Origin of the sequence: Oecophyllibacter saccharovorans (genome assembly GCF_006542375.1) — a bacterium.
Taxonomy (GTDB): Bacteria; Pseudomonadota; Alphaproteobacteria; order Acetobacterales; family Acetobacteraceae; genus Oecophyllibacter; species Oecophyllibacter saccharovorans.
In genome coordinates this window covers 1,545,576-1,567,526 of sequence record NZ_CP038143.1, presented here as the reverse complement: position 1 = coordinate 1,567,526, position 21,951 = coordinate 1,545,576, and the positions used below count along the sequence as shown (strand labels likewise).

The 21,951-nt window shown below is 63.9% G+C and carries 24 protein-coding genes and 1 tRNA gene; 11 read left to right on the top strand and 14 right to left on the bottom strand.

From position 1 onward, the window contains the following. Positions 1-364: 364 nt before the first annotated feature. The gene (locus E3E11_RS06790) at positions 365-3,325 is read left to right on the top strand and encodes an Rne/Rng family ribonuclease (RefSeq protein WP_141451732.1); all 2,961 of its coding nucleotides are present in this window, start codon (positions 365-367) and stop codon (positions 3,323-3,325) included. A gap of 92 nt (positions 3,326-3,417) precedes the next feature. Here E3E11_RS06790 and E3E11_RS06785 read toward each other — a convergent pair whose 3' ends face one another. After that, complete coding sequence (locus E3E11_RS06785; protein ID WP_231118872.1) at positions 3,418-3,810, bottom strand: hypothetical protein; 393 nt, start codon at positions 3,808-3,810, stop codon at positions 3,418-3,420. A 123-nt stretch (positions 3,811-3,933) separates the two neighbouring features. Beyond that, the gene (gene xseA / locus E3E11_RS06780; protein ID WP_141451731.1) at positions 3,934-5,511 is read right to left on the bottom strand and encodes an exodeoxyribonuclease VII large subunit; all 1,578 of its coding nucleotides are present in this window, start codon (positions 5,509-5,511) and stop codon (positions 3,934-3,936) included. A gap of 137 nt (positions 5,512-5,648) precedes the next feature. Here xseA and purD point away from each other — a divergent pair, with 137 nt between their 5' ends. Next, positions 5,649-6,893: a phosphoribosylamine--glycine ligase gene (purD, locus tag E3E11_RS06775; RefSeq protein WP_141451730.1), complete on the top strand. Its 1,245-nt coding sequence runs from the start codon at positions 5,649-5,651 to the stop codon at positions 6,891-6,893. Between the two features lie 15 nt (positions 6,894-6,908). On the opposite strand, the gene E3E11_RS06770 is transcribed toward purD, so the two are convergent. From E3E11_RS06770 to polA, 3 genes are read right to left on the bottom strand one after another with little or no spacing between them, the layout of a single operon-like run. Continuing rightward, a complete protein-coding gene (locus E3E11_RS06770; RefSeq protein ID WP_141451729.1) occupies positions 6,909-7,598 on the bottom strand; it encodes an HAD family hydrolase in 690 nt (229 codons plus the stop codon). Positions 7,599-7,638: 40 nt separating this feature from the next. Next, entirely contained in the window at positions 7,639-8,370 is a 732-nt protein-coding gene (locus E3E11_RS06765; protein WP_141451728.1) for an HAD family hydrolase, read from the bottom strand. A 21-nt stretch (positions 8,371-8,391) separates the two neighbouring features. Next, positions 8,392-11,202, bottom strand: coding sequence for a DNA polymerase I (polA, locus tag E3E11_RS06760; protein ID WP_141451727.1), 2,811 nt, complete (start codon positions 11,200-11,202; stop codon positions 8,392-8,394). Between the two features lie 57 nt (positions 11,203-11,259). On the opposite strand from polA, the gene E3E11_RS06755 reads away from it, so the two are divergent. The 4 genes from E3E11_RS06755 to E3E11_RS08475 all read left to right on the top strand — a co-directional run bounded on the left by E3E11_RS06755 (position 11,260) and on the right by E3E11_RS08475 (position 13,280). After that, the gene (locus E3E11_RS06755; protein WP_231118870.1) at positions 11,260-12,345 is read left to right on the top strand and encodes an alpha/beta hydrolase; all 1,086 of its coding nucleotides are present in this window, start codon (positions 11,260-11,262) and stop codon (positions 12,343-12,345) included. A gap of 80 nt (positions 12,346-12,425) precedes the next feature. After that, positions 12,426-12,502 (top strand) — tRNA-Arg (locus tag E3E11_RS06750). A gap of 71 nt (positions 12,503-12,573) precedes the next feature. Further along, complete coding sequence (locus E3E11_RS06745; protein ID WP_141451726.1) at positions 12,574-13,086, top strand: hypothetical protein; 513 nt, start codon at positions 12,574-12,576, stop codon at positions 13,084-13,086. A 35-nt stretch (positions 13,087-13,121) separates the two neighbouring features. Next, positions 13,122-13,280: a hypothetical protein gene (locus E3E11_RS08475; RefSeq protein WP_168189222.1), complete on the top strand. Its 159-nt coding sequence runs from the start codon at positions 13,122-13,124 to the stop codon at positions 13,278-13,280. A gap of 10 nt (positions 13,281-13,290) precedes the next feature. Here the strand turns inward: E3E11_RS08475 and E3E11_RS06740 are convergent, their stop codons facing one another. The 9 genes from E3E11_RS06740 to E3E11_RS06700 form a co-directional block, all read right to left on the bottom strand. Then, on the bottom strand, positions 13,291-13,623 hold the full coding sequence (locus tag E3E11_RS06740; RefSeq protein ID WP_141451725.1) for a hypothetical protein: 333 nt from the start codon (positions 13,621-13,623) through the stop codon (positions 13,291-13,293). 157 nt (positions 13,624-13,780) lie between these two features. Then, positions 13,781-14,299 carry a hypothetical protein gene (locus tag E3E11_RS06735; protein WP_141451724.1) on the bottom strand — a complete coding sequence of 173 codons (519 nt, stop codon included), beginning with the start codon at positions 14,297-14,299 and terminating at the stop codon, positions 13,781-13,783. Then, complete coding sequence (locus tag E3E11_RS06730) at positions 14,289-14,780, bottom strand: helix-turn-helix transcriptional regulator (RefSeq protein WP_141451723.1); 492 nt, start codon at positions 14,778-14,780, stop codon at positions 14,289-14,291. Before E3E11_RS06730 ends, E3E11_RS06735 begins: the two co-directional genes overlap by 11 nt. Continuing rightward, on the bottom strand, positions 14,764-15,282 hold the full coding sequence (locus E3E11_RS06725; protein ID WP_141451722.1) for a hypothetical protein: 519 nt from the start codon (positions 15,280-15,282) through the stop codon (positions 14,764-14,766). Before E3E11_RS06725 ends, E3E11_RS06730 begins: the two co-directional genes overlap by 17 nt. A gap of 575 nt (positions 15,283-15,857) precedes the next feature. Next, a complete protein-coding gene (locus tag E3E11_RS06720) occupies positions 15,858-16,421 on the bottom strand; it encodes a hypothetical protein (protein ID WP_141451721.1) in 564 nt (187 codons plus the stop codon). Positions 16,422-16,483: 62 nt separating this feature from the next. Next, positions 16,484-16,915: a hypothetical protein gene (locus E3E11_RS06715; RefSeq protein WP_141451720.1), complete on the bottom strand. Its 432-nt coding sequence runs from the start codon at positions 16,913-16,915 to the stop codon at positions 16,484-16,486. A 42-nt stretch (positions 16,916-16,957) separates the two neighbouring features. Then, positions 16,958-17,446: a hypothetical protein gene (locus tag E3E11_RS06710; RefSeq protein WP_141451719.1), complete on the bottom strand. Its 489-nt coding sequence runs from the start codon at positions 17,444-17,446 to the stop codon at positions 16,958-16,960. Further along, on the bottom strand, positions 17,443-18,078 hold the full coding sequence (locus E3E11_RS06705; protein ID WP_141451718.1) for a hypothetical protein: 636 nt from the start codon (positions 18,076-18,078) through the stop codon (positions 17,443-17,445). Before E3E11_RS06705 ends, E3E11_RS06710 begins: the two co-directional genes overlap by 4 nt. 39 nt (positions 18,079-18,117) lie before the next feature. Continuing rightward, positions 18,118-18,807 carry a S24 family peptidase gene (locus E3E11_RS06700; RefSeq protein ID WP_141451717.1) on the bottom strand — a complete coding sequence of 230 codons (690 nt, stop codon included), beginning with the start codon at positions 18,805-18,807 and terminating at the stop codon, positions 18,118-18,120. A 200-nt stretch (positions 18,808-19,007) separates the two neighbouring features. Between E3E11_RS06700 and E3E11_RS06695 the strand changes: the two genes are divergently transcribed. The 5 genes from E3E11_RS06695 (at position 19,008) to E3E11_RS06675 (ending at position 21,871) form a co-directional block, all read left to right on the top strand. Then, a complete protein-coding gene (locus E3E11_RS06695; protein WP_141451716.1) occupies positions 19,008-19,805 on the top strand; it encodes a helix-turn-helix domain-containing protein in 798 nt (265 codons plus the stop codon). Beyond that, entirely contained in the window at positions 19,802-20,350 is a 549-nt protein-coding gene (locus E3E11_RS06690) for a hypothetical protein (RefSeq protein ID WP_141451715.1), read from the top strand. The genes E3E11_RS06695 and E3E11_RS06690 overlap by 4 nt, the downstream gene beginning before the upstream one ends. Before the next feature lie 93 nt (positions 20,351-20,443). Next, entirely contained in the window at positions 20,444-21,076 is a 633-nt protein-coding gene (locus E3E11_RS06685) for a hypothetical protein (protein WP_141451714.1), read from the top strand. Between the two features lie 85 nt (positions 21,077-21,161). Further along, on the top strand, positions 21,162-21,560 hold the full coding sequence (locus E3E11_RS06680) for a hypothetical protein (RefSeq protein ID WP_141451713.1): 399 nt from the start codon (positions 21,162-21,164) through the stop codon (positions 21,558-21,560). Further along, a complete protein-coding gene (locus tag E3E11_RS06675) occupies positions 21,557-21,871 on the top strand; it encodes a hypothetical protein (RefSeq protein ID WP_141451712.1) in 315 nt (104 codons plus the stop codon). The genes E3E11_RS06680 and E3E11_RS06675 overlap by 4 nt, the downstream gene beginning before the upstream one ends. The last annotated feature ends 80 nt before the right edge of the window (positions 21,872-21,951 follow it).

Here is a 21,951-nt window from a genome sequence, read left to right as displayed (position 1 = left end):
CCAGGCCCGGGCTTTGCCGCCCATGGCCGGAACCGCATCGTTATGACAAGGCTGCACGCAGGCGTGCTCAGCTTTTCCGGCCCCCCCCTCTCCCCGACAGGACGGCGCGGGCGACCGGATCTGCCGGAGTGGCGTTGCCAGTGCCAGCCACCAGTTTTCAGGGGCCGAATGCACCTGCACGGGCAGACAGATGGCAGACAGATGATCGCAACGGCATGACCGGCCAGTGGATGAACCCCACCGCGCCCGGCGCCTTGTCGCGTCCCTGCGCCCTGGCGGCCCCGGCCCCCCTCCATGACAATCCGCGCTCCCGCCGGCCCCTGCCGCGCAGGCCCCGCTCGAGCGCTACGGAGTGCCCCATTTCATGACAAAACACATGCTCATTGACGCCACCCATGACGAGGAAACACGCGTGGTGGTGATGAATGGCCGCCGCATTGAGGAATATGACATCGAGACCTCGGCGCGTCGCCAGCTCAAGGGCAATATCTACCTTGCCAAGGTGATCCGCATCGAGCCCAGCCTGCAGGCGGCCTTTGTGGAATATGGCGGCAACCGCCACGGCTTCCTGCCCTTCAGCGAGATCCACCCCGATTACTTCCAGATCCCCATTGCAGACCGCGCCAAGCTGCTCGAGCTGCAGGAGGAGGAATATGCCGCCGAGCAGCAGGCGCTTGAAGCGGGCGATGGTGAAAGCCCCGGCCCTGAGCGTGCTTCACGTGGTGACCGTAATGACCGTGACGACGAGCGGCCCGAGACGGTCAGCGGCGAGAACGATACCGGCGAGGACAACACCGCTGCGCGCCGCACCGCGCGTTTCCTGCGCAACTACCAGATCCAGGAGGTGATCCGCCGCCGCCAGATCCTGCTGGTGCAGGTCACCAAGGAGGAGCGCGGCAACAAGGGTGCAGCGTTGAGCACCTATATCTCCCTGCCCGGCCGCTACTGCGTGCTGATGCCCAACGCCCTGCGCGGCGGCGGGGTGTCGCGCAAGATCACCTCCGAGTCCGACCGCAGGCGGCTGCGCGACATCATCACCGGGCTCAACCTGCCGCCTTCCATGGCGATGATCGTGCGCACCGCAGGCGGCGGGCGGCCGGGACCCGAGGTCACGCGCGACTGCGACTACCTGCTGCAGTTGTGGGATGACATCCGCTCCCGCGCGCTGACGGCCATCGCCCCCGCGCTGGTCTATGAAGAGGCCAACATCATCAAGCGCGCCATCCGCGACCTCTACACCCGCGACATTGACGACATCATCGTCGACAGCGAGGAAGCGTGGGAGAACACGCGCGAGTTCACCCGCCAGCTCATGCCCCACAACACCAACAAGGTGAAGCTGTGGCAGAACCGCGGGCAGAGCCTGTTTGCGCGCTACAATGTGGAAAACCACCTCGAAGCCATGGTGGCGCCCACCGTGCAGCTGGAATCAGGCGGCTACATCGTCATCAACCAGACCGAGGCGCTGGTGGCCATTGACGTCAATTCCGGCAAGTCCACCTCGCAGCGCAACATTGAAGAGACGGCATTGCGCACCAACCTCGAGGCCGCCGAGGAGATCGCCCGCCAGCTGCGCCTGCGCGACCTGGCCGGCCTGGTGGTGATCGACTTCATCGACATGGAGAGCCGCAAGCATAACGGCCAGGTGGAAAAGCGCCTCAAGGAAGCGCTGCGCCATGACCGTGCGCGCATCCAGGTGGGCAAGATCTCGCATTTCGGCCTGCTGGAGATGTCGCGCCAGCGCCTGCGCCCCTCCCTGGCCGAAACGATGCTCAGCCCCTGCCCCCAGTGCCACGGCACGGGCCAGGTGCGCGGCACTGAAAGTGCGGTGCTGCACGTGCTGCGCGCCATCGAGGAGACCGGGGCTGCTGCCAAGCACCCCGCAGCCATCACCGTGCTGGTGGCCCCTGAGATCGCGCTCTACATCCTCAACAGCAAGCGCGACAGCCTTGCCGAGATCGAGGAGCGCTGCGGCATGAAGATCACCTTTGAGGCCGACAAGTCGCTTTCGGGCATGGACTTCAAGATCGTGCCAGACGAAGAGGCGGGCCAGGTCACCAATGTGCGCAGCCAGAACCCGGGTTACGGCCAGGGTTACGGCCGGGGCGCGGAACATAAACATAATGGCCGTGAGCGCCGCGAAGGAAACGGCCCGGTCCATCAGGGGCCGCAGCCGCGCATCATCGACATCGAGGAAGCGGACGCGCCGTTCATCGGGCGCGAGGGCGAGGAAGAGATCGTCATCCCCGGCCGCCGTGGCAGCCGCGGGGGTGCGGGTAATGCTCACAGTGCGGGTGAGGCCAGTGCGGTTGATAACGGGACGGCTGAGAACGGTGATGGGGGCCGTCGCTCCAAGCGCCGCCGCAACCGCCGGGAACGCCCGGCGCGTGAAGGCGCTGAGCGGGAGGCGGTTGCCCCGGGTCTGGGCGTGCAGAGCGCGCCTGAGGCCGTAGCGGAGCCGGAAAGCCGGGCCCAGAATCAGGGCCAGGGCAATACCCGGCGCAGGGAGCGGCCGGATTCCCAGGAACGCGCGCCCCGGGAAGCCGCGCCCAAGGCGCAGCCTCAGCGCAACCGCCGCCGGCAGGCTGCTCCTGAAGAGGAGATCACGGTGCCGCGCTCTGCTGCGCCCGCACCTGAGCCCCACGCATCTGAAAGCGAGGCCCAGCTCATGCCCGGCCGCAAGCGCACCCGCCTGCGCCGCCGCGCTGACGAGGAGGCCCCGCAGGCGCACGCTGCTCGCGAGACCCGTGAGGCCCCTGCCTACCGCGGCCCCACACCGGCTGATCCCTTCGGCAGCGGGGTGTATGACATCCATGACGTGTTCGACACCGCTGACGCCTCCCCCGTGCGCCGCGGGGAACCGGCCCCGGTGCATGAAACGCGCGTGGCTGAAGAACCTACGCCCGAGCCGGTGAAGACGCCCGCCCCCAAGACCCCGGCGCGCCGCACGCGCACCCGCCGCAAGGCCGCGGCTGAAGTTCAACCTGAAGCCCAGCCTGAAACGATTGCGGAGGTGGCTGAAGCGCCGCAGGTCCACGCGCCGGCAGCGGAAACGAGCCCGGTCGAGGAAGCTCCGCGCAAGCGCCAGCGGACCCGCAAGGCGGCCCCTAAGGTGGAGGCTGAAGCTGAGACCGGGACTGAAGCGCCTGCGCCCAAGGCCCCCCGCGCCCGCGGCAGCTCTGCCAGGGCTGGGGCGGCAAAAACTGGCCCGGCAAAGACCGGAGCTGAAAAAGCCGCGACCGGTGAGAACCAGGCCGCGCCCAAGCCCATCGATGTCGATGAGGTGCAGCCTGCCAAGCGCCGTGCGGGCTGGTGGAGCCGCTGAGCGGTCAAGCCTGGCTGACACGGGAAAAGCTGACACAGAAAAAGGGCCGGGGGAAATCCTCCGGCCCTTTTTACTGCCTTATCCCGAAGAGGTCAGCGGCACACGGTGGGGTCGTTGTTCTGGGCGATATAGGTGCCTGTGAGCGGCTGGAAGCAGGCATTGGCCGTGCACGCATTGCCGCTGGCCAGGCTGCCCTGGAAAAGCTGCGCGCCCATCTGCGCCTGGGCCTGCAGATGCGTGCCGCACAGCGGGGTGTTGAGCGGGGCTGAGGGCAGGTTGACCTTGGTGCTGGCGTTGTCGTTCTCGCCTGAGACCGGCTGCATGGTGGCGGGCGCGAAGGTCTGGATGGGCGTGCGGCGCGCCTGGGGGCCCGGCTGGGCGACAGGCGTGCACGCCGCCCCGGCCAGGCCCATAGCGGCCAGGGCCACGCTCGCCAGGGCCGGGCTGGCGCGCAGGGAAGTGAGTGCAGGCATGAATTTGGGCATGGGGGGTCGTCCTTTTCTCGCAATAAGATCTGGGCAGCCGCCCGGTTGATCTCCAAGCTTTACAGCCTCCCGTCCCTTCCGCCAAGCGAGCGTGAGGATCGGGCTGGCGTGATGCCCCTCTCCCTAAAGCCCCAGATCACCCTGCAGGCGCGGCAGGGGGGCGCCGCGTTCGCGCGGGCGGCGGGGTGGGGGCCAGGGGTGTTCTTCGGGGTCCAGCTCGGCCAGGCGCTTGCCGTCCACAAAATCCAGCGTGACGCGGCTGTGCGGCGGCAACTGGGCCTGGCGGGTGACGGGGCGGCCCTGGGCATCCTGCACCAGGACGTAGCCGCGCTCGAGCACCTGCCGGGGCGAAAGCGCTTCAAGCTGGCGGCCCAGCCCTTCCAGCCGGGCGCGCTGGAGCTGGACGCGGCTTGCCAGAAGGTCGGGGCTCAGGTTCTGGCGCAGCAGAAGCATCTGCCGACCGGCAAGGCTGCGCTCCCACGCAGCGTTGAGCGCAGAGCCCGCAGCGTCCAGCGCTTTCTGGCGCGGGGCCAGGACGAGCTCGGGCGCGCGCAGCTGCAGGCTTGCCGTCTCCAGGCGGGAACGCGCGCGCTGGAGTGCCGCGGGCAGGCCGAGCTCCAGGCGTTGGGCGCGATCTTCAAGGCGCATGCGGTTGGTCTCAAGCAGCACCGGCAGCGAGGGCAGGCGGTAGCTTTCGAGATGCTGGCGCGCGCTGCGCAGGGTGCCTGCCAAGGCGCCTGAGAGGCGGGCGGCGCGGTGGTCGAGATCAGCCTGCAGCTCGGCGCGCACGGGCACGGCCAGTTCGGCGGCGGCTGTGGGCGTGGGCGCGCGGCGGTCTGAGGCGAAGTCGATCAGGGTGGTGTCGGTCTCGTGGCCCACGGCTGAGATGAGCGGGATCCTGGAGGCAGCTGCGGCGCGCACCACGCGTTCATCATTGAAGGCCATCAGGTCTTCGAGCGAGCCGCCGCCGCGCGCGACAATCAGCACGTCGGGCGGCTCGGCCAGGCGGTTCATGCCCTCGATGGCCGCTGCGATCTGGGGCGCGGCCCCCTCCCCCTGCACGGCGACAGGCCACAGCAGAACCTCATGGGGAAAGCGGCGCGAGATGGTGGTGCAGATATCGTGCAGCACGGCGCCGGCGCGCGAGGTGATGACGCCGATGCGCCGCGGCAGGAACGGCAGGGGCCGCTTGCGCTCGGGCGCGAACAGGCCTTCTGCCAGGAGCTTCTGGCGCAGCTGCTCGATGCGCGCCAGCATGGCCCCTTCCCCGGCATATTCCAGCCGCTCGATCACCAGCTGATAGCTCGAGCGCTCCCCATAAGTGGTGATGCGCCCGGTTGCGATGATCTCGGCCCCGTTTTCAGGCACCATGCCGAGCCTGGGGACAGCGCTGCGCCAGATGACGCCGGCGATCTTGCCGCCCTCATCCTTGAGCGAGAGATAGACATGACCTGAAGGGTAGCGCTTGAGCTCGGTGATCTCGCCGCGCACCCGCACGCGCCCGAACGCGCCTTCCAGCAGGCGCTTGATGGAGCCTGAGATGTCGGAGACCGAGAATTCCGGCACGTTGGTGGTGGGCGCTGCCGGTGAACGGGCGGCAGGCGCGCGCGGTCGGGCCGCCGGTCCGGGCGTGGCCTTGGGCGCGGGCGCGGCGGTTTCATCGGCGGTGAAAATCAGGTCGTCATCAGGGTCCTGGCTCATGGGGCGCATGATCGGTCATTGGGGCGCGGGTGTCCATCTCTCGTTGTGCGCCTGGGTATATGCAAAGCGCGGTTTGTGCTAACGCTCGGGCAGTTTCCACCTCCTGTTTTCCCCAACCCAGTGAAAGGCCCTGGCCCATGCGTGTTCTTCTGGTCGGCGGCGGCGGGCGCGAGCATGCGCTGGCCCGCGCCATCGCGCGTTCCCCTGCCCTCACCAGGCTTTACGCAGCCCCGGGCAATCCGGGCATCGCTGAGGTGGCGCACTGCGTGGACCTCAAGGCCGGTGACGTGGCGGGGCTGGTGGAATTTGCCCGGCGCGAGGGCATCGACCTGGTGGTGCCGGGGCCTGAAGCGCCGCTGGTGGCCGGGCTGGCCGATGCATGCGCGCAAGCCGGCATCCCCTGTGCGGGCCCCAGCCGTGCTGCGGCCCAGCTTGAAGGCAGCAAGGCCTTCACCAAGGAGATTGCGGACGCTGCTGCAATCCCCACCGCGCGGTGGAAGCGCTTTGACGACCGGCCCGGGGCCGAGCAGGAGGCGCTGGACTGGGTGGCGCAGCAGGGGGCGCCGATCGTCATCAAGGCGGACGGGCTTGCAGGCGGCAAGGGCGTGGTGGTGGCCCAGAGCGTGACTGAAGCGCAGGAGGCCGTGCGCAGGCTGGGGCTGCCCCTGGTCATCGAGGAATGCCTGACAGGCAGTGAGGTGTCCCTCTTCGCCTTCTGCGCCGGTGAAGAGGCCGTGCTGATCGGGGCTGCGCGCGACCACAAGCGGCTTGAGGACGGCGACCGCGGGCCCAATACCGGCGGCATGGGCGCGGTGTGCCCGCCGCCTGGTTTCGACCGGGAGGCGCAGGAAAAGGCCCTGGACCTGACCGTGCGCCCCATGCTGCGCGAGATGGCCGGACGCGGCACGCCCTTCCGCGGCGTGATCTTTGCCGGGCTGATGCTGACCGAGGACGGCCCCAAGCTGATTGAATACAATGTCCGCTTCGGCGACCCCGAAGCCGAGGCCCTGCTGCCGCGCCTGACATCGGACCTGTTGCCTGCCCTGCGCGACCTGGCGGGCGACCGGCTGGGTGAGACGCCGCTTGAGTTTTCAGACGAAGCGGCGGTTTCCCTGGTGCTGGCGGCGCGCGGCTACCCTGAAGCGCCCCGCAAGGGCGGTGTCATCACCGGGCTGGAGGCGGCCGAAGCGGTTGAGGGCGTGACGGTTTTTCAGGCAGGCACGCGCCTGGGCGAAAACGGAGAGCTGGTGGCTGATGGCGGGCGCGTGCTGACCCTGTGCGCCGTGGCCTCCACCGCCGAGGAAGCGCGGGCGCGGGCCTATGAGGCGGCCGGGCGCATCAACTGGGACGACAAGGTGTTGCGCCGCGATATCGGGCTGTGAAAACCTGCAGGATGTTCAGGCCGGTTTGGGCAGGTGGTCCAGCAGCTCGGGGAAGCTGTTGATCTGAAACTGCGGCTGGTAGGGCGTGCAGCTTTCAGGCGTGCCGTGGCCGTAGCTGGCCCAGGCGACCGGCATGCCCACGGCCTGGCCGAAGCCCAGATCTGCCGTGGTGTCGCCCACCAGCAAGGCTTCTGAAGGTTGCGCCTCCCCGCGCCCCAGCCTGGCCAGCACGGGCTGCATCCGCTCGGTCCAGACCGCCGCCTCAGGCTTGCGCGGCAGGCCGGGCACAGCACCCAGAGCGGCAGTCAGGTAGGGCTTGAGGCCCAGGCGGTCAATGCCTTCAAGCAGCGTGCCTTCATGCTTGTTGCTCAGGGCGATCATCAGGTAGCCGCGCTGGCGCAGGGTTTCGAGCGTCTGGGCCACGCCCGGGAAAAGCACGGTGTCTTCAGCGTCGGCCTGTTTGTAATGGGCGCGGTAGGCGGCCTCGAACGCGGCGATGGCCTCGGGCGTGGCGCCCGGCACCAGGCCCTTGTAGAACTGCGCCAGCGTGGCCCCGCGGCCCAGATGGTCCTCCAGCACGCCAGGGGCCAGGGGCGGCAGACCCATGGTGATCAGCGCTTCACGGATAGCGCGGCAGATGGCGGGGCGGGTTTCAGCCAGGGTGCCGTCATAGTCGAGCAGCAGGATGGGCAAAGTGCGGGACATGGCGGGGGCTCTCTTCTTATTTACTTATTTACGGGGTGCTTCAGGCAGCCTTGTGGGCCGCGGCGGTGATCTGGCGGACGATCGGCAGGAGGGCCGGGAAATCGGCGATGCTGTATTGCGGCTTTAGCGCCTCGCACTGGGCGGCATCGCCGAAGCCGTAGCGGGCCCAGCACACGGGGATGCCGGCATTGTGGCCGAACTCGATATCGGCTGCCGTGTCGCCCACCGCCAGGCAGTCGCGCGCCTGCACGCCCGGCAGCAGGGGGGCGATGCGCTCGGTCCACAAGGTGGCCTGGGGCTTGCGGGGCGCGCCGATCTCCGAGCCCACCACAGCGGTGAAGTAGCGCAGCACGTCGAATTGCTGCAGGCATTCGCGCAGGGCGACCTCCCACTTGTTGCTGACAGATATCAACGTATAGCCGGCCTCAAACAGGGTCTTGAGCGTCTGGGCCACGCCCGGGAAGAGATGCGTCTCCTCGCGGTTGAGCACGAGGTAATGCTGGTGATAGGCGGTGATGAATTTGCGGTCTTCCTGCGGCGTCGCATCGGGCACATGGGCGTGGAAGAAGTCGAAGAACGTACCGCCGCCTGCCAGGAAATACGCAACCGCTTTGGGGTCCAGCCGGTGGCAGCCGCAGGCCTGCAGAGCTGCCTGCAGCGCGCCGGTGATGGCCGGGCGGGTTGCGGCCATCGTGCCGTCATAGTCGATCAGCAGCACGGGATCGCGGAACGTGTGCGCGCCCGGGTGAATGATGGTCTTGTCATGCGTCACTGATTTATGCCCCCGCCCCGCTCAATGCGCTTCGGCCCAGTTGTGGCCGGTGCCGGTTTCCACCGCCAGGGCCACGTCGAGCTGGGCGGCACTTTCCATTTCCTCCTTGACCAGCTCGGCCAGGGCGGCGGCGTCTTTCTCGGCCACCTCGAAAACCAGCTCGTCATGCACCTGCAGGAGCATCTGGCCGTCCAGCCCGCTCTGGGGCAGCTTGCGCGCCAGCTGGACCATGGCGCGCTTGATGATGTCCGCCGCCCCGCCCTGCAGCGGCGCGTTGATGGCCAGGCGCTCGGCATAGGCGCGCCGGGCCCCGTTGCGCTCGCCGATGGCCGGCAGGTAGCAGCGGCGTCCGAACGGCGTGGTGACGTAGCCTTTCTCCCGCGCCTCGGCCTTCATGCGCTCCATATAGTCGCGGATGCCGGGATAGCGGGCGAAATAGGCCTCGATATAGGCCTTGGCCTCGCTTTGCGACACCTGGAGCTGCCGCGCCAGCCCAAACGGCGAGATGCCGTAGATGATGCCGAAATTGATCGCCTTGGCCCGGCGGCGGGTGAGGCTGTCCATCTCTTCAAGGGGGATGTTGAACACTTCGGACGCGGTGCGGGCGTGGATGTCCTCGCCGTTGCGGAAGGCTTCGATCAGCGAGGGGATTTTGGCCACATGGGCCAGCAGGCGCAGCTCGATCTGGCTGTAATCGGCCGAGAGCAGCACGCGGCCGGGAGCTGCCACGAAGGCCTTGCGGATGCGCGTGCCTTCCTCGGTGCGCACGGGGATGTTCTGCAGGTTGGGCTCGCTTGAGGACAGGCGGCCGGTGATGGTGCCGGTCATCTGGTAGTTGGTGTGCACGCGCTGGCTGGCGTCCATCTCCTTGAGCAGGGCATCGGCATAGGTGGTTTTCAGCTTGGAAAGCTGCCGCCAGTCACGGATGCGCACCGGCAGCTCATGGCCCTGCTCGGCCAGATCATCCAGCACTGAGGAATCCGTGCTCCACGCCCCGGTGCGGGTGCGCTTGCCGCCCGGCAGGTTCATCTCGCCGAACAGGATATCGCCCAGCTGCTTGGGCGAGCCGACATTGAAGGGACGGCCTGCCAGGCGGTGGATGTCCTTTTCAATCTCGGCCATGCGGGCGCTGAAATCTTCCGAAAGCCGTTGCAGCTCTTTCGCATCCACCCGGATGCCGGCCTGCTCCATGTCCTCAAGGATGGGAATGAGCGGGCGTTCCTCCCCTTCGTAAAGGGCGGTGGCCTGGTGGCGCACGAGGCCTGGGCGCAGAGCGTGCCACAGGCGCAGCGTCACGTCTGCATCTTCGCCTGCGTAGGCGGTGGCGCGCTCGACCGGCACCTGGGAAAACAGCAGCTTGTTGCGCCCCTTGCCCGTGACCTCACTGTAAGGGATGGGCTTGTGGGACAGGTAGCGCTCGGCAAGCTCGTCCATCCCCTGGCCGTGGGCGCCGGCGGACTGGACGTAGGAAAGCAGCATCGTGTCATCAATCGGCGTGATCGGGCCCGCGCCGGCGCGGTGGAGCACGGTGAGGTCGTATTTGGCGTTCTGGAACACCTTGAGCACGCTGTCGTCAGCCAGCAGGGGGTCGAGGAGCTCCAATGCGCGGGCGGTCTCCAGCTGCTCGCCGGCAGGGGCTTCGAGCGTGCCTTCATGGCGCAGGGGGATGTAGCACGCCTGGCCCGGGGCGGTGGCGAGCGAGATGCCCACCAGCTCGGCATTGCGCGCGTCCAGCCCCGTGGTTTCGGTATCGATCGCCACCACGCCTGCCTCGCGCGCCGAGGCGACCCATTCTTCAAGCTGGGCGGATGTCGTTACGGTGGCGTAAGGGCCGTAGGGCGGCTGCGTGCCTTCGGCCTGGGGCATTTCAGGGCCGCGGTACTCCACGGGCGCTTCAGCGGGCTTGCGGCGCGGCTTGCCGGTGGCCCCCAGCCGGCGCAGCAGGGAGTTGAAGCCCATGCGCTCCAGCCAGGCGCGCTGGGCGTCGCGGTCGAGCGGCTGCTGGCGGAGGTCTGCAAGCGGCAGGGGCACGGGCACGTCATCGGCCAAAGTGACCAGCTTGCGCGACATGCGGGCATCCCCGGCATGGGCGATGAGGTTGTCGCGTCGCTTGGAGGGCTTCATTTCAGGCGCTGCCGCCAGGATGGCTTCAAGCCCGCCATGTTCCTGCACCAGCTGGGCCGCGCCCTTGGGGCCGATGCCGGGCACGCCGGGCACGTTGTCAGTGGCGTCGCCCATCAGCGCCTGCACGTCGATCACCTGCGCAGGCGGCACGCCGAACTTGGCTTCCACCTCCTTAGAGCCGATCGGTTTCTGCTTGATGGGGTCCAGCAAAGTGACGCCCGGGCGGACCAGCTGCATGAGGTCCTTGTCGGACGTGATGATGACGCATTCCTGCCCGGCTGCGACGGCCTGGCGGGCATAGGTTGCCAGAATGTCGTCCGCTTCCCACCCCTCGAGCTCGACCGAGGGGATGCCGTAGGCCTCGGTGGCCTCGCGCATCAGGGCGAACTGGGGGCGCAGGTCTTCGGGCGGCGGCGGACGGTGGGCCTTGTAGGGCGGGTAGATGTCGTTGCGGAAGGTCTGGCGCGCGGCATCGAAGATCACCGCCACATGCGCGCCGGGGTGGTCGGCAGTGAGGCGCGAGAGCATGTTGGTGAAGCCGTAGACGGCGTTGACCGGCGTGCCGTCCGGCGTGTTCATGGGCGGCAGAGCGTGGAAGGCGCGGAAGATGAAGCCTGAGCCGTCCACAAGGACGAGCTTGGAAGGGGTGGTTTCTTCGGTGGCGTTGGTTGCAGGCGTTTCGGGGGCTGTGTGTTGTGTGTCCGCCATTGTTCTTTTCCCGTGCCCCTGCCGCGCCCCTTTGCGGGGATGATGTATAAGGACTGCATGATAGACACATCGGCCCCGCTTTTGAAACCGGCTCTTTTGCGCCTGCGGGCTCTGGCCTGGGCTGTGGTTATGGTGCTGGCGGAGGCGTGCCTGGCAGGTTGCGCGGCCTCGCCCGACCCGGCCCGCCTGCCCCACAGCGCTGCCGAGAGCGCGTTACGCCCGCCCGACCTCACTCTGCCCATGGAGGACGGGCTGCGCATCCCCGTGCGCCTCTACCGCCCCACCGGCCCGGTGCGCGCGGTGGTGCTGGGGTTGCACGGCTATGGCGACAGCCGCGACGCGTGGGAGTTCCTGGCCCCGCAGCTCAACGCGGACGGCATTCTGATAGCCGCCCCCGATATACGCGGCTTCGGCGGGGCGCGGGTGCCTGGCGGGTGGAGCACGACCGAACACATGTTGCGTGACACGGCAGCGGAACTGCGCTGGGCGGAGGCGCGCTGGCCCGGCGTGCCGGTTTACGTGATGGGCGAGAGCATGGGCGGCGCGCTGGCGTTTCTGCTGGCCGCCCGCCTGCACGAACTGGGCGTGGACCCGCCGCGGGGCGTGATCCTGCTGGCCCCGGCCGTGTTCCGCCTGGGCCAGCCGGCGCGCGCGGTGCTGGGAGCGTGGAACCTGCTGACGCCGGCCATGGTGCTCAACCCTGATTATGCGCCGGGCGAGCGCGTTGCCAGCACCAATTACCGGGCCCTGCGCCGCCTGTATTTCGACCCGCTCAGCACGCGCGACAGCACGGTGCATTCCCTGCACGGGCTGGTCGCATTGATGGCTGAGGCCAATGGCGCGGCAGCGGAAATGCAGGCGGCACGGCGGGGGCTGGACGTGCCGGTGCTGATGGTCTGGGGCTCACGCGACCAGCTGGTGCCGCCTGAAGACACGGCGGCCTTTGTGGACCGCCTCGCCCCGCCTGGGGCTGCTGATGCCCCGGGTGTGCTGCGGCTTGATGAGATCGACGGCGCTTACCACCTGCTCAGCCGCGAGCGCACGCGGGTGGGGGCGGATATTTCTGCGTGGATCTTCCACCCCGAGCGCTTCCTGCCCTCAGGCGGCGACCTCGCTGCGGCGGCGTGGCGTGCGGGGCGGTAGGTCGGGGCGGCGAAAAGTTTCGTGCAGGCCGGGGAAAAAAGCTGGCCCTTTGCGCAGCGTGTCGCTAGAAAGGGCGTTGCGGACTCATAGCTCAGCTGGATAGAGCGCTGCCCTCCGAAGGCAGAGGTCGCAGGTTCGAATCCTGCTGGGTCCACCATTGCAGAAATCCCAAGATGCCCGCGCGCCCTGTAAAGGGCAGCACTGCGGTTTCAGCATGCAGGGGCCAGCATGACCGATACGGACCCCCAAATCACCCCGCTGTGGATTGCGCGGCAGAAGCTCACTTTTCTCAAGGCCTATGCGGCCGAGCAGGTGAGCATGCATGACCGCATCATGGCCCGCTTTGTCACGCTTTTGCCCCTCTACGCCACCCTGGCCACGGCCAGTATCGGCGGGGCGTTTGCCAAACCTTCGCTGGAGGTGGTGTGCGGCTGCATGGCCCTGGGCTTCAGCGCGGCCGGGCTGCTGTGTATCAAGGGGTTTCACGCCCGAAACTGGGAAAGCATCAACCTGACCCCAGCAGAGACAGACCGGCTTCTGGGCAACGCCGAAACCGCGCGCGCCCGAACAGAGACGGAAACGCTCCAGCTCTTCATAAAAGAGTATGAGGGGCGCTTGCAGGAAAACGAGAAGATCCTTGCAAGAAGCCGCACCATCCTGAAATGGACCCTGAGGCTGCTCATCTCCACCCCCATCGCAGGCGGCGTGCTGGCGTTTGTTCTGCGGCTTGTTGTGGGTTGAATTTCGGGGATGGCTTGAAAAGGAGAACCCTTTAAATGTTTACCCTCTTCAATGGACCGCATGCTTTTCTGAAAGCAGCTGTCGCCCAATGGGCGGAAATGCTTGCCTTTGCCGCCCCGCAGGAACCTTTTCAGCCGGTTTCCGAGGAAGAGATAGAAGCTGAGATCGCTGCGAGCTTTAAGCAGCTGTGGTGAGGGGCGCGGGTCAGGCCCGTGCTTCCATTCCCGGGGCGCCGCAATAGCCGGCGCGGCTGGCGGCGGTGTTGTGGGGGCAGAACTCTTCCGCGTCCCCTTCCCCGCCGCAATCATTGACTGTGATCACAGCCTCAAGCGTTTCGGCGGCGCAGGCAGCATCGGCGAAGGCATCGGAGACGGATTTTTCAAAAATGCGCTCAGCCATTTCTGCACAATGATCCATGTAGACCTTGTGCAGCTGCGCCTCATGCTCGGGATGATACGGCCCGCCCCGGCGCAGCAGCAGCTTGCCATAGTGCAGGGCACGGTGGTCTTCCCTGGTGAGGGGAACGGTGGTGCGCATCAGGGGTCCTCTCAGGCAATGGGCCTGCGAGGGGATTTATAAGCAATTTTGCTTTATTGTCAAGATTAACTACTAGTTTTCACCTTTGCGATTTAATAAAGCCCTCTTCCTTTTTTCAAGAAAATAAAAATAGATGGAAAAGCTTAGAAAATCATGACTACTTATTCAAATAATCCGCGACAAAGCGTCTGTAAGCCTCAATAAAATCCGGATCAGTGCGTAGTTTTTGCAATTTCTGCATCGTTTCGTTTAGGGGCTTGGGCGGTGGTGGAAGCAGATTAAAATTTCCACAAATAGTCCAGTTTTTCATACCAACCACTCGATAGCAAATTGTATATAATCCAGGTTGGGGTAGATTTATCGGACTAGAAAATGTGACCACAAACATGCCTGGTATGGGACCAGTGGGAACGAAACGAACCTTTGTCAGTCCATAAGCTTTTTCATTTTTCAAAATGCGTAAGCACATTTCCACTTCAATAGGCTCATGACCTTGATGAACTATCGTCCCAAAACAAGCAAGAGAAGTAAATTTTCCCGGTAATGTACTAACTATGGCAGTAGTCACGCCAAGAGCAGCGATGCCAACGTTTTTTCCAAAAGTTGCAGCATCACAAATATAGGCATTAGCTAAAATGAAATTGGGAAAATTTCCAGATTCTTCTTCAGAGCGCATCGACGCGTTCCTGATTTACTCGATTTTCTTTTAAATTATCCATATTTTTTGCTAAACTCTGATGTAATTCGTCCTCAGATATTGGCATTGAATCTTGTTCGAATTGCGAAGCCCAAAAAGCTGCTGGATAAATATCAAGCGCCTCAAAATTAATTGAACTTCTTTTCTGTGCTCTTGCGCGCAGCTCCAGATGCCATTCCATACCTAGAGCTTCAGCAAACTCATACATAGTGGAAAGACGCATATCAGCACCAGCTTTCAAAGACCGGGAAAGACTGGCCTTATTTCGCCCCCCCATACGCTGCCCCAGTTCTTCTAAGCTCTTTCCCAGCTCATTCATGCGCTCACGAATTAAACCTTTAACACGCGCAAACAGCCAGGCTTTCCGCCCTTCGGCTTCTTCTTCTGGACTCAGAACACGGCGCCGAAAACCCTTTGTTTTCCAGACAGCCTGAGAATTATTATCATAGCAATTCATCATTTTTATATCCTGGAAATTGAAGACCCAAAGGAGAAAGATGTTGTAAGGCGAAATCCTTTACCTTTTTAGCACATTCCTCATGAGTATGTTCCGCAGGTTTAGGATTGGAGGCATGCAAAAGACAATTCCACTGACCCAGCACAAACAAAAATATGCCTGGCTGTGGAATGAGACAGAATAAGCGGATATGGGAAAGACGTGCTTCATAAACAGCTAACTTCCACTTCCGGCTCTCGCGGATACGCAAAAAAGGTCCCGAACCGCCCTCCTGCGCTTTTAAATTATAAGCATCCTTTGCTCCACCGGCTAATCGTTCTAGAAAACCATTAGCTAATTCTCTTGGCTTCAATCCTGAGTATTTTTTCGGATGCGGGGGTTTGTCAGGATCAACATTTAACCGCATGATCCATTCATCGCATTCGGGCGTAATAAGAACGACTCTTGGTGTCCAACCTTCTTGAGACGCAAGATTTAATATAGTTTGAGACGGCTCCACTATCATGAATCTACCGCTCTTCCTCAGAGCTTCAAGAACCCTCTCAGTTGTTGATATAAATGTCAACGCATATCCTCATGGTATCTTGAACAGCTGATAACACGTTAAGCCCCGATGCAAATCCATAGAAATTCGATGCTGACTTCTACGCTTTTGGTGTCGTGCCTTCTGCTCAAGGCCTGAGAAATCTGCTCTTTTCTATAAGCTAAGCTGATGGCCCAGGTGGCTGAAAACTAATTCACTAACTGTCTTCGTATAGGAAAATTAAAAAAATATTCAGACAGATTTAGTAATCTACCTAGATTTTGCGTTTATTTCCATCCCTCTTCTTTTTCATGGCCTAAAGACTATTGTTTCACCCCTCCGCCGCCTCGTGGCTCAGTTCGATGTGGTCCGGGCTCATGCCGCATTGTTTCATGATGGCGTAGACGCGGGAGGTCATGAAGGATTCCGTGTTGCTGCAGTTGCCGCAGAAGAAGGTGTAGGTGGGTTGGGCCGGGTGGGTGCTACGGACCAGGAAAGGGGGCGCCGTAGTCGCTCAGCTTGTAAAGCTGCAAGACGGTTTGTTAGGTAATTTCCGCCTACGATGGACTCTTCAGCAGAGCCACTCTTCTTAGCTGTACCCCCCTGTGATGAATCAGCCCACCAAGCATGCTGCCGAAACAACCAATAATAAAATAAACCAAAAATGCTCGAGGACTACTTGGAAGAGAAGTTGAAATTTCAATTATTTTCGTAGCTTCCAATATAGATTTTAAAAAGGGAATTTTCGTTGAAAAATACTGAGCCGTTAATGAAATTGTAATTATGGTTATCCAATTTCCCGAGCGGCACAAATTTTTAGAGTATTTTTCGAGAGTCTCTATTAATATTTCTTCACCAATCTCGGTTTTTTCTTTCTTTGTTACATTTCCTTCTAAAATCCCGCTGTATTCAGATGAATTTGTCTCAAAAATGATTGCAGCTCTGAGCTTTCTTCTAAATTTCTGAGGATTCCCGCCCATAATAAATTCCGCGGTATTCTGGAAATTTTTTTGGTAAATTTTTTTACTGATCCCTCTAATGAGAGGATTTAAATAGCCGCGACAGAAGCCATAGAGCGCTAAAAACAACAGAAGTGGGGCAACAGGTGGCAAGGCAACCATTCTAGAAGACTCCTTAAATGACTATAATATAAACAGATGTTTGCTTCTTCTAATAGAGAACTTCACCCCTCCGCCGCTTCGTGGCTCAGTTCGATGTGGTCCGGGTTCATGCCGCATTGTTTCATGATGGCGTAGACGCGGGAGGTCATGAAGGATTCCATGTTGCTGCATTTGCCGCAGAAGAAGGTGTAGGTGGGTTGGGCCGGGTGGGCGCTGCGGACCAGGAGGGTGAGGTCGCCTGGGCCGCACAGGATGTTGACCAATGGGGTGTTGCATACCGTGCAGTGCAGGCCGGGGCCGTCGTCCTGCAGCAGGTACTGGTCCAGCGCAAAGGTGATCATGGAGCGCAGGACCATGTCACGGGCGATGCGGACGTCTGTCTGGGGTTCAAACAGGGTGACGGTCATGCGGCGGTCGCCGAACATGAAAGCGCCGCTTCTGTAGGGCTGCGTGTTGGCAGAAGCATTGTCGGGCGTGGGGGTTTGGGCGGTCATTTTCGCTTTCCCGTTCCGGTTGTTCAGGACTCAACTCAAAATTCAGTAGGTGGCCAGGGGGATGGTGCCGATCACCCGGTCCACTTTCGCAGGCCCCGTCTCCCCTTCCTCCTCACTGATGAAGTGGACGCGCCCCACCCCGTATTTATCCATGAGCTCGTGGATGATGTTGTAGGCGAAGGTCTGGAGATGGCCGCAACTGAGGCAGCCGAAGGCGTAATAGGGCACGGTCGTGCCGGATTTCAGCGGCAGCTTGAAGGGGTCGTCATACCTGCCCGGGCAGACCGCGTCCCCGCAGCCGCACATGGTGCATCTCAGGTGGTGGCCCAGCAGCTCCTTGAGGCAGGTTCCGGCAATCGCGCTCATCACGCCGCTCAGGTAGGTCGCGTCCTCCCCGGGCTGATCGCCTATCCTGAAGGCCAGTGTCTCGCCCTTGAAGGTGAAGGTTGCGAGCCTGGTGCCCGGGGGGTTTTCGGGCGTGTTTCCGGAGTTGTTTTCCGGTGTGTTTTCCGGGGTTGTGTCAGCAGTCATTTGCGCGCTCCCGTGTCATTGCCTTGCTGATCACCCTTCTGATCGCCTTTCCGGTCGCCCTTGTGCAGGCCGAGCGTTTTCAGCAGGCCCTGGAAGGCCTTTTCCAGGAAAGGTTTCGGGGGCTGGGTTGGGGCCTGCCCGGCCGGGGGCGGCGTTGCGGGCTGTTGCGTTGAGGCCTGCGGGGGCGGCGGCGTTGCGTCCTGCCCGGGCAGGGAGTAGGGCTCGGCGGGCGGCTCGTCGCTGATCTTCACCGGCGTTATGCCCAGGCTGTCGCGGATCTCCTGCAGCCGGTCCGGGAAGAAGCTCAGGATATTGCCGCAATTGGTGCAGGAGAAGGTGCGGGTCTCGATGGCGAACTCGCCTTCTTTCCTGGTGGGAAGGTAGGTCGGGTTGGCGGGCGTGGTGATGGGGTGGGAGATCTCCTGGCCGCAGACAGTGCATTTCAGCACGTGGCCCAGCACTTCCTGGAGCGTGTCCAGGTCTATGATGGTGGCCAGCAGGTTGAGGATGCCGCGTTCCTCCGCCTCCCCCTTGGGGAACGGGAGGGTCTTGCGCTCGCCGTTGAACATGTAGGACGCGAATTCCCAGCGCATCGGGGTGGGCGTGCTTTCATTGTCGGCTTCGGAACTCATCTCACCCCTCCCCTGTGCGTGTCATAAAAAATCCGGCTTTCACTTCCATACCCATTTTCCCGCCACGCGCCCAGAGACCACCACGTCTTCAGGCGGCAGCTCATAGGGCGGGTAATCCGCGTTCTTGCTGATGATGCGCAGGCGGCGCGTGCCCCTGGGGCCCGGGATGACCTGGACCATCTTCACCACCAGCCCGGCCCCGTTCCACAGCACGAAAGCGCCGTCATGGGTGATGCGGCGGTCGCCGGTATCGACCAGGATCTTCTCGCCCGGCGCGTAATCGGGGAGCATGCTGTCGCCCGCCACCGTGAGGATGGCAAGCTTGCCCAGCGCCGAGGCGCGGATGCCGTGCAGGGCTTCGACAGGGAGCGTCCAGTACCGGCTGGGGTGCTGCATCTCAGACACCATCAGCCCGTCGCCTGCCGAGGCGGCCACGTCATATTCCGGGATTGAGAGGGTCTGGGCGTCGGTGATTGCAGGCGCGGGCGCGTGGGGCGCAGGGGCTTGCGGGTCGCCGTAGCGCTGGCTGATCCGCGCTTCCGTTCTGGCCGAGAGCGCCCCGGTGGTCTGGGTGTCATCCATGAAGCGGCTGACGGTTGTCTGCGCCAGGCCGCATTCGCGCGCGATGCGGGAATAGCTGTGGCCGCTTGCCTGGCGGATGGCGTCTATCCAGTTTTTCTGGCGCGCGCGCACGGCGTTGTCGGGGCTGGCGGGGGTGGGTTGGGGCATGGCGGGCGGGCTTTCAGGCTGGGGGCTTGCGGGGTTGGAGCTTGGTATAAGCGAAAATGCTTTACGTTGGAATTAAAAAAGCTTAACCCCCGCCGCATGCAGAGCTTTTTCCTTCGCCACGCCCCAGGCCTGGCCGCCCGCAACGCGCCAATTCCCCTCCAGCCTATCAACCGCGCGCCTCTGGCATCAGGGAGGCGCGCATGAGTTTTGCCGCCATGAACTGGGCGTGGAAGCAGGCCGACCTCAGCAGCACGCAGATGCTGGTGCTCATCGCCTTGGCCCATCATGCCAATGAAGGCGGCGAGGCGTGGCCTGCCGTAGCGCGGCTGATGGAGATGACGCGGCTTTCGGAACGTTCCGTGCGCGCATCAATCACCACCTTGCGTGCCAAAGGCGTGCTCAGCAGGCCTGGGGGAAAGTGCCGCTCTGAAGTGCGGCTCAACCTGGCGCGCGGGCCGGGGGAAACGGGCGCGGCGGCAGGCCCTGCAGGTGCGCACCGTGCAGGGCGGGGTGCACCACGTGCTGACAAATCGGCGCCAGCTGCACCCGAACTGACAGGAACTGACACGGAACCTTCAATTATTCTCCCCCCTGCCCCCCGTGTTGTGAAATCACGAACCCGGCCGGGAACCACCGCATTGGTGGCGCAGGCCTTGCCGGACTGGCTGCCGCTGGCCGCCTGGGAGGGGTGGCTTGAGATGCGCCGCCAGGCCCGCAAGCCCCCTACCCCGCGCGCCATCGCCCTGACTTTGCGCCAGCTCCAGGTTTTGCGCGATCAGGGGCAGGATGTGGAGGCAGTGCTGGACCAGTCCACCCAGCGCGGTTGGGTCGGGGTTTTTCCGGTGCGCCGGGGGGATGGAGCTGGCGGCAGCGGGCGAACGGAAGTGCGGGGGCGGACGGATTTTACCGATCTGGTGGCGGGGTTTGACGCGCCGATCATCGACGAGATGGAGGACTGGCAGCGTGAGGCGCTGCGCCAGGCGGGGGTGGTGCGATGATGGGGGCCGGGACTGATTCAGGCACTGAGTGCAGACGCGCCCGGCGGATCGGCGCGTGGCTGGCGCGATTGGGCAGCTACCTGGCCCATGAGGGCATGAGCGAGGGGTGGACGGCCGCCCGGCGCGCCGAGTTCTTCGCCGAGATGGTGCGTGACGTGATGGCCGAGGGGCTGCCTGACGAGATCTGGGGACCTGATGCGCTGCGCTACGTGCGCAGGCGGTGCGAGTTCTTCCCCAGCCTCAAGCGGTTGTGCGATCTGTTGCAGGAATTCTCCGCCCCCCTGCGCGTGGCCGATCGCCGGCGCCGGGAAATGCTGCGTGCAGCCGAGGTGTTGAGCGCCGTGAATGACGCGGGCGCGCCGCTGTCACGCGGCGACACGCTGGCGCTGGCGCAGTACCGCGCCCACCAGGCGGATGGCTTCCGCCAGCTTGGCGCAGACCGCGGCACCTCGCCCGAAGAAGCGGCGCATTCACAAGTGGGCGTGCTGCGGCAGTATTTCCCCGGCGCTTTTGCCGTGCTTGAGGCCGGGCGGGCGCGGCAATAGCGGCAATAAAAGCCGTTTGGCATCGCGTGCGCTGAAAGCTAGGCTGCCCCCCCCAAAACCGTCGGGGGAAGCAGTTGGGGAAGGAGCGCGGGCGTGAAATTTCTGGGCAGGTTTCTGTGGTTTTCCGTGCGCTACTGGGGGGCGAAAATGTGGGCGTTCGACCTGCTGGCCGGCTGGGGGCTCACGCTGACCGAGCACCGCAACGACCAGGGCATTTACGAGCCCAGCTGCGCCTGCGTGTGGGTGCTGTCCTTCACGTGCCTGGCCCTGCTGGCCTTTCCCTTCATCGCCGCAGTGGTGGACCTGGTGGAGACGCTGGCGCGCGCTGTGCGGGAAGTGCCCATGATGGTAAAGTTCTCCCGGGCTGTGCGGAAATACAGCCCCCTTGCGGGCCGCGGCCGGCCGGAGGGGGAAGACGTTGCCGCCCCTCGCCCGGGTGCTGGGGCTGAGCGTGAGGCCGAGTCCCAGGAAGAGGAAGAGGAAGCGCCCCTGCCCTTCCGGACGCGGCTGAGAATATGGGCGTGGTGGGTTGTCAACATCGTGGCCCTGCTGATTGTGGGGGTGTGCCTCAGCCATATCAGCGAGGCGGTGGGCGAAGACATCGTGGCTTATGGGGGGCTGGGGATCATCTCAGGCCTGCTCATCAGGGGGGCGGGCACCATCGGCCAGGCGCTCAGGGCGTTGCAGCGCGCGATGCTGGCGGCTGACCGGGCGCGGTTCGGGTAACGGGGTTGCGCCTGCAGAGCGGGGCTGTATCTTTGGCGCGCCCGGGGTCAGGCAAGGCTTGCGGGCAGGTGTTCTGGGGAGAGTGATGATGGAGGGGGCCCTGCAGCCTGAACACATCCACCGCTATGTCTGGGACCAGAACCAGCTGATTCTGCTGGGCGCGCTGGTGCTGCTGGCTGTCTACATCCTGCTGCAGTCAGGCCACCAGAGGGAGCTGAACCGGGAAATCCGCGCGCTGCAGGAGAAGCTGGACCAGGCGGAGCTCGCGGCGGCTTCCACCGGTGAAGAGGAACCTGACCCGGCTGTGATGGCGCGGCTGGGGGCGATCGAGGCCTTGCTGCGCGAGTTGCCCCCGCCCAGGGCGCGCGGGCCTGGGATGGTGGAAGCACGCGGGGCCGGAGACGTTCTGGCATCGAAACATGTGCCCCCGACCCGGCCCGGGGCTGCGGAATGGGTTGAAGTGAACTGGCGGGGGGACGCATGACCGGCGCGGCTGCAGGCAAGGCCTTCATCGGGTTTATGTACAAATACGCGCTGGCCCACGTGCTGATCTCCATGGGCGGCCCTTACGAGCATTACGCCGCGCCGATCATGATCGTGCTGGGCATCACGTGGTGCGTTGTGCTCATGCACAGAAAGTATTTCAGGATGCAGGCAGCGGTGGCGGCCATGAGCGAAAGGCTGGACCAGGCGGGCGCGGCTCGGGCCCCGTCTGGCAAGCCCGCGCCTGACGCGGCCGTGCTGACGCGGCTGGAAGCGATCGAGGCGCAGCTCCGGGCGCGGTTGGGGGCGTAAGGTAAGCGGGATACGCTGTCCTTGCAAACTGGTCAGGAAGCTTTCTTTAGGAGCAGGCGATCAAGAGGTCGGCAATGGCT

Bases quoted from the DNA above. Each gene is read 5' to 3' on its own strand.
- E3E11_RS06790 (WP_141451732.1), top strand. From the start codon at position 365: ATGACAAAACACATGCTCATTGACGCCACCCATGACGAGGAAACACGC.
- E3E11_RS06785 (WP_231118872.1), bottom strand. From the start codon at position 3,810: ATGCCCAAATTCATGCCTGCACTCACTTCCCTGCGCGCCAGCCCGGCC.
- xseA (WP_141451731.1), bottom strand. From the start codon at position 5,511: ATGAGCCAGGACCCTGATGACGACCTGATTTTCACCGCCGATGAAACC.
- purD (WP_141451730.1), top strand. From the start codon at position 5,649: ATGCGTGTTCTTCTGGTCGGCGGCGGCGGGCGCGAGCATGCGCTGGCC.
- E3E11_RS06770 (WP_141451729.1), bottom strand. From the start codon at position 7,598: ATGTCCCGCACTTTGCCCATCCTGCTGCTCGACTATGACGGCACCCTG.
- polA (WP_141451727.1), bottom strand. From the start codon at position 11,202: ATGGCGGACACACAACACACAGCCCCCGAAACGCCTGCAACCAACGCC.
- E3E11_RS06755 (WP_231118870.1), top strand. From the start codon at position 11,260: ATGATAGACACATCGGCCCCGCTTTTGAAACCGGCTCTTTTGCGCCTG.
- E3E11_RS06745 (WP_141451726.1), top strand. From the start codon at position 12,574: ATGACCGATACGGACCCCCAAATCACCCCGCTGTGGATTGCGCGGCAG.
- E3E11_RS08475 (WP_168189222.1), top strand. From the start codon at position 13,122: ATGTTTACCCTCTTCAATGGACCGCATGCTTTTCTGAAAGCAGCTGTC.
- E3E11_RS06740 (WP_141451725.1), bottom strand. From the start codon at position 13,623: ATGCGCACCACCGTTCCCCTCACCAGGGAAGACCACCGTGCCCTGCAC.
- E3E11_RS06735 (WP_141451724.1), bottom strand. From the start codon at position 14,299: ATGCGCTCTGAAGAAGAATCTGGAAATTTTCCCAATTTCATTTTAGCT.
- E3E11_RS06730 (WP_141451723.1), bottom strand. From the start codon at position 14,780: ATGATGAATTGCTATGATAATAATTCTCAGGCTGTCTGGAAAACAAAG.
- E3E11_RS06725 (WP_141451722.1), bottom strand. From the start codon at position 15,282: ATGATAGTGGAGCCGTCTCAAACTATATTAAATCTTGCGTCTCAAGAA.
- E3E11_RS06720 (WP_141451721.1), bottom strand. From the start codon at position 16,421: ATGGTTGCCTTGCCACCTGTTGCCCCACTTCTGTTGTTTTTAGCGCTC.
- E3E11_RS06715 (WP_141451720.1), bottom strand. From the start codon at position 16,915: ATGACCGCCCAAACCCCCACGCCCGACAATGCTTCTGCCAACACGCAG.
- E3E11_RS06710 (WP_141451719.1), bottom strand. From the start codon at position 17,446: ATGACTGCTGACACAACCCCGGAAAACACACCGGAAAACAACTCCGGA.
- E3E11_RS06705 (WP_141451718.1), bottom strand. From the start codon at position 18,078: ATGAGTTCCGAAGCCGACAATGAAAGCACGCCCACCCCGATGCGCTGG.
- E3E11_RS06700 (WP_141451717.1), bottom strand. From the start codon at position 18,807: ATGCCCCAACCCACCCCCGCCAGCCCCGACAACGCCGTGCGCGCGCGC.
- E3E11_RS06695 (WP_141451716.1), top strand. From the start codon at position 19,008: ATGAGTTTTGCCGCCATGAACTGGGCGTGGAAGCAGGCCGACCTCAGC.
- E3E11_RS06690 (WP_141451715.1), top strand. From the start codon at position 19,802: ATGATGGGGGCCGGGACTGATTCAGGCACTGAGTGCAGACGCGCCCGG.
- E3E11_RS06680 (WP_141451713.1), top strand. From the start codon at position 21,162: ATGATGGAGGGGGCCCTGCAGCCTGAACACATCCACCGCTATGTCTGG.
- E3E11_RS06675 (WP_141451712.1), top strand. From the start codon at position 21,557: ATGACCGGCGCGGCTGCAGGCAAGGCCTTCATCGGGTTTATGTACAAA.